The sequence below is a fragment of the Lutibacter sp. genome, from assembly GCF_030692605.1.
Lineage (GTDB): Bacteria > Bacteroidota > Bacteroidia > Flavobacteriales > Flavobacteriaceae > Lutibacter.
This window is the reverse complement of sequence record NZ_JAUYUD010000047.1, coordinates 1-15016: the sequence shown is the minus strand read 5'-3', so window position 1 is coordinate 15016 and position 15016 is coordinate 1. Positions and strand designations below refer to the sequence as shown.

The window sequence follows — 15016 nt, the reverse complement described above, 5'->3', positions numbered from 1 at the left end:
TGCTTTGAAACTAATAAACATGAATAATGTTTCTCTAATACTAATTTTACACATTCAAGTTTAAATGTGTAATCATATTTCACTTTTCTTTCCATAAAAATACCCCCAAATAGTGTCTAACTTTTTGGGGGCAGTCTATTTTTAGACAGTTTGACGGGTTATTAACAATAATAATATAAGTGAGAATAATAAACATCCCAACAAATAATTTAATAGCTATTGAGATGTAAAATATAATTATTTATAAAATGTATTCATTAAGTATTTCTTGAACTCCATCTAAGGTAACTCGGCCATACACTTTTTCTCCAACGAGTACAACTGGCGCTAAACCACAAGCTCCTACACATCTTAGGTTACTTAATGAGAACATATCATCTTTTGTGGTTTCACCTACTTTTATATTTAGCTTTTCTTTAAATTCATCAAGTACTTTTTCGGCTCCCCTCACGTAACAAGCTGTTCCTGTGCATATATTTATAGGGTGTTTCCCCTTTGGAACCATTGTAAAAAAAGAATAAAATGATACCACACCATACACATGAGCTAGTGAAGTATTTAAGTTACCTGCTACTATAACTTGAACTTCCTCAGGCAAATATCCAAATGTCGTTTGCGCTTTATGAAGTACATTTATTAATTCTCTTTTGTCGTTATTAAACTCTTGACAAATCACTTCTATTTTGGAAACATTATTTTCGCATATTGTCATCATCGCTACTATATTTTAATAATTGAATAAATTAATTTTTAGTAATTTCCACATTATTGCTTTTATCAAAATAATGAGTATGCAACAATTTATGTGCTTTTTCACTCATTGGACTTCCTAAAAACTCACTGTATAGCTTTTTAATTGAAGGATTTTCGTGTGATTTTCTAATTACTTTCGACTTATCTTCAGAATACAATGCTTTTTGCCTTGCTAATAAAATATTAGAATCTCCATGATGCAATGGTTGCCCACCTCCACCAATACACCCTCCTGGGCAAGCCATTATTTCAATAGCATGATATTGTGATTTTCCAGCCCTGATTTCTTCTAAAAGCTTACGTGCATTACCTAAACCGTGCGCAATCCCAATTTTAATTGGTGTCCCGTTAAAATCAATGGTAGACTCTCGTATCCATTCCATTCCTCTCAATTGTTCAAAATCTACTTTATGAAGTTTTTGATTGGTAAATACTTCGTAGGCTGTTCTAACAGCAGCTTCAATTACACCACCAGTTGTTCCGAATATTACAGCAGCTCCGGATGACTCACCCATAGGGTTGTCAAAATCTGCATGTTCTAAACTATTAAAATCTATACCTGCTTGCTTTATAAGTCGCGCTAACTCTCTAGTCGACAATACAAAATCTACATCAGGATTTCCATCAGTGGCAAATTCCTCTCTACTACATTCATATTTTTTAGCTAAACATGGCATGATAGAAACCACCACTAAATCTTTACGTTTAATACCTAACTTATCGGCTAAATAGGTTTTTGCTATTGAACCAAACATTTGTTGAGGTGATCGAGCTGTAGATGGTATGTCTTTCATATCAGGGAAATGATGTTCAAAGAAACTTACCCATCCCGGACAGCAAGATGTTAATAATGGTAATTTTACTGTTGGATCTCCATTTAAATGCCTTGTTAACCTATCGAGTAGTTCTGCTCCTTCTTCCATAATGGTTAAATCGGCAGCAAAATCGGTATCAAAAACATAATCAAAGCCTAAATCTTTAAGGGCAGCAGTCATTTTTCCTGTTACTAAAGTTCCTGGATCATATCCAAATTCTTCTCCTAAAGCAGCTCTTACTGCTGGAGCGGTTTGAACAATAACAGTTTTTGAAGGATCAGCTAAATGTCTAATTACCGTTTTGGTATGATCTATTTCTGTTAAAGCAGCAGTTGGACAAACTGCTACACATTGACCACAATAAGTACAAACGCTTTCAGCTAAATCCATTTGAAATGCAGGGGAAACAACTGACATAAACCCTCTATTGATAGAAGATAATGCTCCTACAGTTTGAACATCATTACACATGGTTAAACACCTTTTACAGCCAATACATTTATCCATATCTCTTTTTATAGCTGCCGATCTATCTTTAATATAAGTAGATTGTTCCCCTTTGTAGTAATAATGTCTAATACCCATTTCTTGCGCCATATTTTGTAAATCGCAATCTCCGCTTTTCGGACAAATTAAACATTCGGCGGGATGATCGCTTAAAATCAATTCCAACACTGTTTTTCTACTGTTTAATACTCTAATAGATTGATTTTTTATTACCATTCCAGGCATGCATTCTGTTGCACAAGCTGGTACTAGATTTTTACGCCCTTCAACCTCAACAACACAAATTCTACAACCAGTTGGTTTGTGGGTTACATTTAAATCGTGCAAATGCATATAACATAACGTTGGTATTTTAATACCCACACTTTTAGCCGCATCTAGTATCGTAGTTCCTTTCGGTACTTGAAAATTTTTATTATCAATTTTAATATTAATCGTATCCATAATACTTTCTTTTATAAAAAAAATTAATTTAGGTAAACTGCATCGAATTTACATTTGTCCATACATATTCCGCATTTGATGCATATCTCGTGATTAATTATATGTAGTTTCTTTTTTTCACCAAAAATTGCATTTGTAGGACAATTTCTTGCACAAACCAAACAACCAATACAGTGCTCTCTGTCTATGTAATATTTTAAGAAAGACGTACATTGTCCGCTCGGGCATTTGTGATCAACTACGTGCGCATGATATTCATCGTAAAAGTTTTTCATAGTTGAAAGAATTGGATTTGGTGACGTTTGTCCCAAACCACAAAGTGAGGTGTCTTTTACAACAACGCTTAAATTACGAAGCAAATCAATATCTTCCAAGGTACCTTTATCATCGCATAATTTAATAAGCATTTCATGTAATCGTTTATTCCCAATTCTACAAGGTGCACATTTACCACAAGATTCTTCAACTGTAAATTCGAGATAAAATCTGGCCATAGCCACCATACAATCATCTTCATCCATAATAATCATACCTCCAGAACCCATCATGGATCCAGCGGCAGAAAGAGAATCGAAATCTATAGGTAGATCTAAATCTTTTTCGGTTAAACATCCTCCAGAAGGACCTCCTGTTTGAGCCGCTTTAAATTTTTTGTCATTAACAATTCCACCTCCAATATCATAAATGACTTCCCTTAAAGTAGTTCCCATTGGAACCTCTATAAGACCTACATTGTTTATTTTTCCAGCAAGTGCAAAAACTTTTGTCCCTTTCGATTTTTCAGTTCCAATACTTGAAAACCATTCTGACCCTTTATTAATAATTGCAGGAATATTGGCAAAAGTTTCCACATTATTTACGTTAGTTGGCTTTCCTAAATAACCCGATACGCTCGGAAAAGGAGGTTTTAAGGTCGGTTCTCCTCTAAGCCCTTCCATAGATTGAATTAAAGCCGTTTCTTCTCCACAAACAAATGCACCTGCCCCATATTTTAATTCTATTTCAAAATTAAAATCTGTGCCAAAAATTTTTTTACCTATTAAGCCATATTCTCTTGCTTGATCTATAGCAATTTTAAGTCTTTTTATGGCCAAAGGATACTCCGCTCTTATATACACAATACCTTTGTTTGCTCCAATTGCATAACCACAAATTGCCATTGCTTCTATAACAGAATGGGGATCGCCTTCAAGTACAGAACGATCCATAAAAGCACCTGGATCTCCTTCATCAGCATTACAAACTACATATTTTTGGTCGGCTTCACTTTTACTCGTAATTTCCCATTTTAAGCCTGTGCTAAAACCTCCTCCACCTCTTCCTCTTAAACCACTTTTAATAATTTCCTGAATTGTTTCTACTGGGGTGTATTCTGTTAAACATTTTGCCAAAGCATCATACCCTTTTAATTCTATATAATCTTCAATGTTTTCAGGATCTATAAAACCACAATTACGAAGAACAATTCGGTATTGTTTTTTTGAAGTGCCACTAATTTCATTTATTTCGTTATAAACTAGACGATCTACAATTCTATTATTTAGTAAGTGTTCAATAATGATGTCGTCTATATCATCTTTTGTTACGGTTGAATATTCCACATTATCAGGATGAACAATAATATTTGGACCTATAGAACATTTGTTAAAGCAAACTGATAAAATTGCATTGATTTCGTTATCTAAACCGTACTCTTTTAGTTTGTCGTTAATATGTTGCACCAAATCAATATTCATTGCTTTTTGACAAGAACTTCCGTTACAAACCAATAAACTCTTTTTATACTTGCTACTCATCTTTAAAAATATTTTGAGTTTGATTAAAATCTATTTTAATTTCCCAATTAAGTTGCTAATTCATAATTTATGGGAATAATTCCATCTACTAATTCACCTTTTTTAATAAACTTTTCAATTATTTCATCGGCTTTTTTTAGATCTACATAACCAAATACAATTGGGTTTTGGTTTGGTAATGTTATTGCAATAGTAGGCTCTGCATAACAATATCCCATACAGCCAGTCTGCTTCACTTTTGCATTTATATTTCTTTTAGGTAATTCTTCAATTAAAAAATCCATAACGCCTTTAGCTCCAGAGGCTATGCCGCAGGTTGCCATTCCTATTTTAATATCAATTAATTTTGCATTGCCATTTTTAGAAAATAATTTTTTGTTTTTTTCTTTTATAGAATTTCTAATTTTATTTAAATCTTCTACTGTTTTTACTATTCCCATAATCTCAAATTTTTAACACGGTTTTTTCAATTATATTTTTTTTATTTTGTTTAAAATGAATTGAATCTCCCCATTCATTGTAACCAACTTTACTTCCTATCATACTCATTCTTAAATCAATACAAGTATTGCAGTCTATCGGGTTTTCATCTGTACAAGGTTTGTCTTCGTATAATTTATACTTGTTTCTAAAATTCCCAGGAGTAATATTTGGCATTAAAATATTTGCACCAATCTTAATGGCTCTTTCACGTCCAAAACCATCTATTGCTTGTAGTGCTGTAGCTGCAGCTATATTGATATCTTTCATAAGAATTCTTAGGGTAGCAATCATATTAAAGGCTAGTTCTAATCGTTCTTTTTTGGTGCTCAATAAATTTATAGCTTCAAATAATGGGGTGTTTTGATGTTCTATATAGGGTCCCATTCCTACCATATCTACATCCATAGCTTTTAAAAACAATAAATCATCTGCTAAATTTTCAATAGTTTGATGTGGTAAACCTATCATAACGCCAGTTCCTAATTGAAAACCTGCTTTTCTAATATTATGCAAAGCTTCAATACGCGTATCAAAACTGTGCAATTGGTTTATGGGATGAATTTTTTGAAAGAGTTCTCTGTTTGAAGTTTCTATTCTAAGCAAATAACGGTGGGCGCCAGCATTAAACCATTCTTTATAAACATCTAAAGTTTGCTCTCCTAATGAAATTGTAATACCTAATTTACCATTACTTATTTTACCAATTTCATTTAGTAAACTAGTAATTTTTGCAATGAATATAGCATCCGTTCTCTCGCCTGCTTGGATTACGATACTACCATAATTGTTATCCAAGGCGTATTGAGCGCAACTTATAACCTCCTTATCTGAAATTGTATATCGTTGTTGATTTGTATTTGATTTTCTTATTCCGCAATAAAGACAGTCTTTTATGCATACGTTAGAATATTCTATTAAACCTCTTAAATAAACTTTATTTCCAACAAACTTGTCGGTAATTTCTCTCGACTTTTTATATAATAATTTTTTGTCTGTACCTTCCGCATCTAACATACTTATAAGGTCTTGTTTGCTAAAATTATCTTTATTTAATATGTCTACAAATTTACTCATGAACAACACTTAAATTTTTAACAAATGGTTCAATTGCTCTTTCCAAAATACCATTCATATAGGCAATTGCAATTCCATAATTAGTTACAGCAATATTGGCATCTAGTGCAGGTTTTAATCTGTTTAATAGTTGTTTTTTGGTTATCATACATCCACCACACTGAATTACCAAACAATAATCTGTTATTGGGTTTTTAATTTCCGTTAGTCCAGCCGCTACATCAAAAACCAGCTCTTTCCCCGAAAATTTGCTAATCCATTTTGGTATTTTATATCTACCTATATCTTCACAACTAACTTGATGCACACACGATTCTAATATTAAAATTTTGTTGCCATCTTCTAGCTTTGAAATCTTTTTAGCGCCTTCGACATAGTCGTTGAAAGGGCCACGCATACGTGCAAAAAGAATACTAAAACCTGTTAGTGGAATTTCTCTTGGTATTATTTTATTTACAAAATTAAATGCTTGACTATCCGTAATTACCAAATCTGGCTTCAACGTTGATTTTTGAAAGAATGCTTCAACTTCGGTTTCTTTTAAAACAATGTTAACTGCATTATTATCTAATACATCTCTAATAGTCATTGCCTGTGGTAAAATCATTCTACCTTCTGGGGCTTCAGAATCAACTGGTGTGATTAGCATAATAATCTCATTTTTACTGATAATATCTCCCAATAAATTAGTTTTTTGATATGCTGTTTGAGGGGTTGAAATTTTAAGTAATTCTATTACTTCACCTATGTTTATAGATTGTTTAACACTACACGTTTCTATTGGTGCATTTGTAAATTGTTTGATTTTTATTTTTGTTGAGTTTGATAATTTCTCAACATCTTCTTTATTGTGAATAATAATATAATCAACTTCATAATTATCGAATTCCTGAATTAAAGAATATTCAAAAGTGTCAAAATTATTATTTGAAATTAAGAGAATTGCTACATCAATATGAGTAATAGTTTCTAGTGTTTTTTTAATTCTTTTTTTACCTAATTCCCCAACATCATCAATTCCTGCTGTATCAATTAAAATTGCTGGACCTATTCCAAAAATTTCGATCGATTTTTTAACAGGATCGGTAGTGGTACCTGCAATAGTTGAGATAATAGCAGTTTCGGTGCCGGTTAGAGCATTTATAAAGGAACTTTTACCCACGTTTCTTCTTCCGTAGATTCCAATATGTGGCTTATTATCTTTACCCTTACTCATTTATTTAGTTTAAAGTTCAAAGTTCAAAGTTTTGAAATCAGCAAAAGGTTGTTGACTTTTTTTTGATTTACACTACATTCTTCTAACTGCACCTCTCTTTTCATTTTTTATAATTCTAAAATCCTAATAAATCAAATCTCGTTCACCCAATTTTACTTTTTCAATTTTAGCTAATAGTGATTTTTTTAAGGTAGTATTTTCTATTTCCTCAATGTTCTTATGTACTACTTTCCAACCTTTTTCAGCTATTTCTTCATCCGCATAATCAATTAAATATTCTGCAAGTGTTAAAATAGCATTTGGTGTACAAAATTTCTTAATAAAACCTGGAACCGAAAATTCCATAAAATGTTCACCAGTTCTCCCAACTCGGTAACAAGCTGTGCAAAAAGAAGGAATCATTTCAGATTCTAATAACTCATTTATAATTTCACTTAATGAGCGTTCATCATTTACTTTAAATTGTTCTTTATTAAGATTTTGATTTTCGTTTAATGTTTTAGAATAGCCTCCTAATTCTATTTTAGTACCTCCATCTATTTGAGAAACACCATATTGAATTATTTCATTTCGAAGTTTTGCCGGTTCTCTTGCGGTAAGAATCATTCCCGTATAAGGCACTGCTAGTCTTAAAATTGCAATAAGTTTTGTAAAATCTTCATCAGAAACAAAATATTTGGTATCTAGATCTAAACTTGCAGAATCTGTTATTCTTGGAAATGAAATAGTGTGCGGACCTACATTATAACAAGCCTCGAGATGATTTGTGTGCCGTACTAAAGCGAGTACTTCATAACGCCAATCGTATAAGCCAAATAACACACCAATACCTACATCGTCCAATCCTGCTTCTTGCGCTCTATCCAAAGAAGTTAATCGGTTTTCAAAATTGGCTTTTTTTCCCCCTAAATGATACTTTTGATAAGCCTCTGGATGATATGTTTCCTGAAATATTTGAAATGTTCCAATACCAGCTTCTTTCACAATTTTGAAACCTTCAATGTCCATTGGAGCTGCATTTATATTTACTCGTCGTATTTCGCCATTTCCTTTTTTAACACTATATGCTAGTTTTACAGTTTTGGCTATATACTCCGGCGAGTAATTTTTATGTTCACCATATACGAGTACTAATCTTTTCTGTCCATTTTCTTCTAATGCTTCAATTTCCTTAATAATTTCTTTTTCATTTAACGTTTTTCGCTCAGCTTCTTTATTCGAAACTCGAAACCCACAATAGGAACAGTTATTTTGACATTCATTCCCAATATATAAAGGTGCAAACAAAACAATTCTATTTCCGTAAACATTCTTTTTTAAAGTTCTAGCCCCTTCTTTAATTGCTTCAATTGATTCCTTATCTGTGGCATTCACCAAAACAGCAACTTCCGATAAACTCAATCGTTGTTTTGACAACGATTTTGCTATTACTTTTTGAACTTCTTCTTTTGTAGATATCGTTGATTGTATAAAATTCCAAATCTCATTCTCATCAATAAATGGTTTCATTGGAACATCAGGCAACGCATATTTTTGAGGAATAAATTTCATTTCAATAATTTAACATAAATGATAAAAATGTGATATTAATAAAAAATGGAGTTAAAATTGTATCTATTTTAAACTATTGTTAATAATATCCTTAATAATAGACTAAAGTTACAATTGTTACAAACTTATATTTATGATAAAAATCATACTCATTGCACTTTTATATTTAATTAATTAAATATTAATTAATGTTATAAATACAGCAACTCGAAATCGTTGTAGCGTATATTAAAATTATTTTAATCACAAAATAGCTGAAGATAAAAATTTGCTTTTCATTAAATTAAACCTATAATTAAGGTCAGTTTGACTGTTTTATTACAATAAATAGAAGTGTTAATATCTAAATGTAGGAAATACTTTAACAAAAAAATTGTCGATTATATTTTTATGAGAATTATTCTCCAAATTAATTGAAATAAAAAGGGTGCTATGTTTAAAGAATAGACTAAAAATAGAACCTTTCAATTATTTAATATTTCAAATATCGATTGTTCAAAATTATAATCTAATGCTCAAAAAAAAATAGAAATTAACCTATAAAGTCTACATTATTTTATATACACCTTCTTTTAAAAAAAAATATTTTATAAATTTAACAAACTAGAGGAGACCTGAAACCATTTTAAAAACGGGGCTTTACTTGATAGCCAACAATCAAGGTAATATTCTTATAAATTAAATTATGTCTGATCAAAAAGTTTTTATAGCAAGCGACGAAAGCAAAGCAAAAGCAAAACAACTGCGCTTATTTGCTATATTAGCATGGATCGTAGCCATTGCGGCTCAAGTTTATGCTATTTTTAAATTAATTGGCAATGAAACCTTGGTATGGTTAATTGTAGTTATGGCAGTTATTCTCGCATTAGCAATCACCGCTTCTATGCTTTGGAAAAAAGCAAACCGTTTAGACCCAGCTTCAGAAAAAGATAAAGTACGATTCTTTTTTCAAAATCAGTTTGGCGCCATCATGGGTGTTTTGGCATTTTTACCTTTAGTAATTCTTATTTTTATGAATAAAAATATTGACGGAAAAACGAAAGGAATTGCTGGCTCCATTGCAGTTGTATTTATGCTTGTTGCAGGTATTTCTGGAGTTGATTTTAATCCGCCATCTGTAGAAAAATATACAGAAGAGATTAATGAACAGACCGAACAATTAAAAAAACTAAATGTAGATAGCGATAATGTTTTTTGGACAAGTGCTGGAAATAAATACCATATTTATGAAGACTGCCAACATATTAAAGGTAGAGATCAAATAAGCAATGGAACTGTAAAAGAATCTTGGGAACAAAAAGGTATTTCAGAATTATGTAAAACATGCGAAAAGAATGCCATGAAAGAAAACAATATTTCTGAAGATGGCATTAATGCAATTAATGAAATTGCAGTAGATACAGTTACAAACATGAATTAACATTCATGTTTATTGAACTAAAAAAGACTTTACATTACTGTAAAGTCTTTTTTAGTTTAGCTTACTTTACTTTCTTAATATATTTATAAATAGTATCTAGCAAAACCTCTCTAATAATAGGTTTTGCTAAATAATCATTACAACCAGCATTTAAAGCTTTTTCTTTATCTTCTGTCATTGCATAAGCTGTAAGTGCAATAATAGGAACATTATTTCCCATTTTTCTAATTTCAATGGTTGCATCAATACCATTCATAACGGGCATATTAAAATCCATCAAAATTAAATCAATTGTATTAGCAGATTGTACTGCTTCAACTGCGTCTTTGCCATTTTCAACATGAATAAGATTGAATTGATACTCTTCCAATACAGCTTCTAAATAATAATAATAATTAGAAAGTTCGTCTTCAGCTATTAAGATTGTAACTGTTGGGCTATTTTCTAATTTGTTGTTTTTATAACTGGTTTCAATGAAAGCATCCTCTTTAGAAACAAAACAATTAGGAATGGTAAAATGGAATGTGGCACCTTTATTTAATTCTGATTCAACCCAAATTTTACCACCCAAAATTTCTATAATACCTTTTGAAATAGATAAACCCAAGCCAGAACCAACTTTTACAGTTAAAGAATCATTATTAGATTGCCCAAATCGTTCAAAAATAAGTTGATGGTCTTTCTCACTTATTCCAACTCCCGAATCTTTTACATGAAAGTGAAGATCTTTTTCGCCTAATTCATAACCAAATTCAATAGTTCCTTCTTTGGTAAATTTTAAAGCATTTTCTAGCAGGTTCGAAAGTACCTGAGTCAATCTAGTTTCATCACAACTGACAAAACTTTGTTCATCTGTTAAGGATTTTAAAGTACTTACAATTGTATTTTTTCTTTTTGGTGAAATATTAAATTGATGGTGTAAATTATCAATAAGATTATTAAGGTTGAAAATTGTATAATTCATTGAAAGCTGATGGGCATCAATTTTCGAAACATCTATAATATCAGATATCAAATTCATTAAACGTTTGCCGCTTGAGTTAACTATCTCATGGTATTTTTCTTTCTTTTCTTCTGAAAGATCTGGGCTCATCAATAATTCAGAAAAGCCTAAAATAGAATTCATTGGTGTTCTAATTTCATGACTCATATTGGCTAAGAATGCAGATTTTAAACGCTCACTTTCTTCTGCTTTTTCTTTGGCTTCTAATAATTCTAATTCCTCTTTTTTTCTATTGGTGATATCGGAAGCTAGGGTAATAATAACCTCTTTTCCGAAATAAGTACCTTTAAATTGTCTGACTATTTTAGGAAAAATTTCACCATTTTTTCTCAATCCCCAAAACTCAAAAACTTGTGGAATTCCTTGTTTTGCCTTATCAAAAGCATCAAAAATAGAAGTCATATCATTTTTGTCTGGAGCTGAAAGAAATTCAGGCGTTTTACCAATTATTTCATTTCTTTCATAATCGTACATTTTCAAAACTCCATCATTAATATCTATAAATTTAGCTTCAAAATCTTGAATATAAATAGCGTCGCCAATGGTATGAAATAAACCTCTAAAACTTTTTTCGCTTTCTAAAATTTGTGTTTCATTTTCTTTGGAATGAATGAAACTACTTAATTGATTGGCTATAAGTTGTAAAATAGATTCGTGGAATTTAGTATACTCTTTTGGGTTATCATAACTTTGAACAACAAGCGCACCAATTGGTTTGTCATTTTCAATTAAAGGAACTCCTAACCAACATTCGGGTAAAGTGCCTACCAACTTAAAATTAAGTTCTTCATTTAATTTTAGAATATCACTTTTTGAAAAGAGTTTAGAAACGTGTTGTTTCATTAAATAACCAGTAAGCGACCCTTCTGCTTTCCATTCATCAATTTCATCAATTTCATCAACTTCAATATCGGCTTTTAACATGTCGGTTTCTTCATTATAAAAAGCGATATAGAAATTGTCAGTTCTCATTATTTTACTCAATTCAAGTCTAATAATCTTTAGGATATCAACTAAACTGTCTGAAGTTAATAAAGCAGCTGAAATATTTTGGTAAAAAGCAGTTACCAACTCTGTTTTTCTACGTTCGGTTATGTCGTTAACAACGGTTAATGCCGCTTTTTGTTCATTATAATCGATTAAGAAAGAGGTAACTTCTGCATAAAATAAAGTACCATCTTCTTTTAAAAGTCTCTCAACCATTAAGGGTGTTTGTTCGCCTGTTTCGCGTAATTTTTTTACACGATTTAAAACCATTTGTATATCATCAGGATGAATATAATCCTTAACCGATTTACCAATAAGATTAGCAGGTTCAGAATTTCCAAATAATTTACTTAGTGCTGGGTTTTGAAAAACAATTTCTCCGTTGATGTGAATTAATATACCACTTGGAGAAATATCTACAACACTTTTATAGCGTTCTTCACTATCAATTAAATTTTGATTTATTTTTTCTAAATCTTTACCCATCTTCTAGAGATTATTATTATCATGAAATAAATGAACACAATGACAATTACTAATAAAACGATTGGAGAAAAATACTTATCAAAATAGGAGGAATAATGAACATTTAATGTTTCAATTATTAATACAAATATTAGTGTTGCAGGTAAAAATATTTTTATTAGCCTGCTTGTGATATCTGTTTTTGAAAAATATTGAAAAGGCCAAATTTTAAATTCTATAATATGAAGTTGTACTAAACTTAAGATAAAAAAAGAAAGAGCAGTTGGCGCAGAAAGCAATAACCACCTATGGCTATAAAATTGAATTATATTTTCAATGTATCCTATTAAAAAAAATATACTTATTAAAAATGGAATAATATATATTGTTTTAAGAAAGAATTGAGTAATTTTTTGATTATTGGTTTTTAATAATATAAAAAAAATAGAGGACATAATAAACAATATTCCTGCAAGTGGATACATGTGACCATATGCCGTTTCTCCTAATAGATAGGAGAATAATAAATGATTAAAACTCCATTCAGGTATAAAAAAGAAATCAACTAAGTTAAATAATGCTAAGAATAAAGTTAAAATTAACAGAGGGTAAGCCAGCAGTTTTATTAATTTATTGTTTTTTAAATATAAAGAAGAATAGGTAATACTTGTAAATATAAACAATACAGAGGCTAAAGGTGCTATAGGTACAAAATTCTTTGAAAAACTTGTTAAATGCAACCAATTATTAGCCCACCCAATTAAGCCTAAAGTACCAACCAGTATTATAATTAACAATAATTTTAATTCAATATTTTTCATTTTATCTAAATATAATTCGCACTATTTAACCTTTAAAAAATGTTCCATTGATATTAGTGCATCTTTTAGCGGTGTTAATTTAAGAAAAAAAATCATTTTATTGAAAAAAGCAAGTAAATTATTAAACGAAATCAACAAATTGTTTAAATATCAATTGTAACATTTACTTGTGAAGTTTAAAATAAAAAAGGTTCAATTTTTTGTAAAGTCTTTATCCATTCAAGCTCTCCTCAATTCACAAAGTTGTAATCAACTTTATCTTTTTTTTATGATTAAGGAATGTGCTTTTTAACATCAGAATTAAGGTAAAAATGTATCCTAATAGGCAAAATTAATTCATATTTTAACCTTATTTTAGGGTTGAAATTTACCTTAATAAAGCCATTATCAGTGCCATTCGTTTATGGTTTAAACCGACATAAGTAGTTTAATTAAATCTTTATATAAATTTTATTTCTATCCATAAAATAACCTACTAACCAACAAAATAGCATAATACTAAGTGCAAATCCAAAAGATCCAATATAATCCCCAAGCCATGAGATAAAAATATTTTCGGCAATCCAATCATACGTCCAATTTCCTTTAAATTTAATTTGATAAAGAGAAATTATAAGCAACTCTGAAAGAAGATATATAAATAGTGGATTTTTACCAAACACTTCAAAAAAGTAAGTCCACTTAGTTTTTTTAAAAATATCTAAGAGATATACTAATACTGAAAGAATTATAAGATCTAATCCAATTGTGAGTATAACAAATGAACTTGTCCAAAGTTTTTTATTAATTGGAAAAAACAAGTCCCAACTTAATGCAATAACTATTAGTAGACCTCCAAGCATTGTCATTTTAGCAATTGTTTTATAATTTTGCCCGCTTTTTTGAAGAAATAATCCTACTAAATAACCTGCAATTACATTTACAATTGCTGGCAGCGTGCTTAATAAGCCTTCAGGATCAAAAGCAATACCATCACCATGATACATGTGGTTGGCGCCAATTAACCATGTATCCAATTTTAGCACTGCATTTCCAGAAAGGGTTAGATCTCCAAATGCAATAAGTATTAATTGATATGAAAAAAGTGCAATAATGCTAAAAATTATAGCTCCTTTGATCTTCCAAAAGCGTAAAACAATAGAAGCAAAAAAGTAGCACAATGCAATTCTTTGAAGTACTCCAAAAATCCTTGTTTCACTCAAGCTTTTAAGTTCCCCATTTTCAAAAAACGGGAACCAATACATTAAAAATCCCAATAAAAATATTATTAAAGTACGCTTTAATACTTTTGTTAAAAATATTCTATCAGACACCGTTTCATATTTGCGCATGCTAAAACTCATTGAGTTACCTACAATGAATAGAAATGTCGGGAAAACCAAATCTGTAAGTGTAAAACCATGCCATTGCGCATGTAATAGTGGTGAAAATGTAGTTGAATATTTACCAGGAGAATTAACAATTATCATTAGGGCTATATCCAAACCTCTAAAAACATCTAATGATAAATAACGTTTTTTTAATTGCATCACATTAATATTATTCTGATTGTCCGTTTTCTGTCATAACCCTGTAATACCTGCTATTACTAGCCTATCGAATAATTTTTCTTCAAAATATCTTCTGTTAAGCTTATAAACGAACTCATTTAGGTACAATTGAAGATATTTTCCTTTAATTT

Annotated in this window: 11 protein-coding genes and 1 pseudogene; 1 reads left to right on the top strand and 11 read right to left on the bottom strand. The window is 30.4% G+C overall.

Features of this window, described 5'->3' with window-relative positions:
• Positions 1-241: 241 nt before the first annotated feature.
• From Q8S45_RS04295 to hydG, 7 genes are all read right to left on the bottom strand, one after another.
• Entirely contained in the window at positions 242-715 is a 474-nt protein-coding gene (locus Q8S45_RS04295; RefSeq protein ID WP_305601540.1) for an NAD(P)H-dependent oxidoreductase subunit E, read from the bottom strand.
• A 28-nt stretch (positions 716-743) separates the two neighbouring features.
• Positions 744-2519: an NADH-dependent [FeFe] hydrogenase, group A6 gene (locus Q8S45_RS04290; RefSeq protein WP_305601538.1), complete on the bottom strand. Its 1776-nt coding sequence runs from the start codon at positions 2517-2519 to the stop codon at positions 744-746.
• Between the two features lie 23 nt (positions 2520-2542).
• Positions 2543-4315 carry an NADH-quinone oxidoreductase subunit NuoF gene (locus Q8S45_RS04285; protein ID WP_305601536.1) on the bottom strand — a complete coding sequence of 591 codons (1773 nt, stop codon included), beginning with the start codon at positions 4313-4315 and terminating at the stop codon, positions 2543-2545.
• A 47-nt stretch (positions 4316-4362) separates the two neighbouring features.
• Entirely contained in the window at positions 4363-4755 is a 393-nt protein-coding gene (locus Q8S45_RS04280) for a ferredoxin (RefSeq protein ID WP_305601534.1), read from the bottom strand.
• A gap of 4 nt (positions 4756-4759) precedes the next feature.
• Positions 4760-5872: a [FeFe] hydrogenase H-cluster radical SAM maturase HydE gene (gene hydE, locus Q8S45_RS04275; RefSeq protein WP_305601532.1), complete on the bottom strand. Its 1113-nt coding sequence runs from the start codon at positions 5870-5872 to the stop codon at positions 4760-4762.
• A complete protein-coding gene (gene hydF, locus Q8S45_RS04270) occupies positions 5865-7088 on the bottom strand; it encodes a [FeFe] hydrogenase H-cluster maturation GTPase HydF (protein ID WP_305601530.1) in 1224 nt (407 codons plus the stop codon). The genes hydE and hydF overlap by 8 nt, the downstream gene beginning before the upstream one ends.
• A gap of 123 nt (positions 7089-7211) precedes the next feature.
• Positions 7212-8639, bottom strand: coding sequence for a [FeFe] hydrogenase H-cluster radical SAM maturase HydG (hydG, locus tag Q8S45_RS04265; RefSeq protein ID WP_305601528.1), 1428 nt, complete (start codon positions 8637-8639; stop codon positions 7212-7214).
• A gap of 685 nt (positions 8640-9324) precedes the next feature.
• Between hydG and Q8S45_RS04260 the strand changes: the two genes are divergently transcribed.
• Positions 9325-10059: a hypothetical protein gene (locus Q8S45_RS04260; RefSeq protein ID WP_305601526.1), complete on the top strand. Its 735-nt coding sequence runs from the start codon at positions 9325-9327 to the stop codon at positions 10057-10059.
• A 61-nt stretch (positions 10060-10120) separates the two neighbouring features.
• On the opposite strand, the gene Q8S45_RS04255 is transcribed toward Q8S45_RS04260, so the two are convergent.
• The 4 genes and pseudogenes from Q8S45_RS04255 to Q8S45_RS04240 all read right to left on the bottom strand — a co-directional run.
• Positions 10121-12535: a PAS domain S-box protein gene (locus Q8S45_RS04255; RefSeq protein WP_305601525.1), complete on the bottom strand. Its 2415-nt coding sequence runs from the start codon at positions 12533-12535 to the stop codon at positions 10121-10123.
• The gene (locus Q8S45_RS04250) at positions 12520-13335 is read right to left on the bottom strand and encodes a hypothetical protein (protein ID WP_305601524.1); all 816 of its coding nucleotides are present in this window, start codon (positions 13333-13335) and stop codon (positions 12520-12522) included. The genes Q8S45_RS04255 and Q8S45_RS04250 overlap by 16 nt, the downstream gene beginning before the upstream one ends.
• 431 nt (positions 13336-13766) lie before the next feature.
• On the bottom strand, positions 13767-14864 hold the full coding sequence (locus tag Q8S45_RS04245) for an acyltransferase family protein (protein WP_305601523.1): 1098 nt from the start codon (positions 14862-14864) through the stop codon (positions 13767-13769).
• Positions 14865-14897: 33 nt separating this feature from the next.
• Positions 14898-15016 (bottom strand): annotated as a pseudogene (locus Q8S45_RS04240) (IS1595 family transposase); the annotation flags it as partial.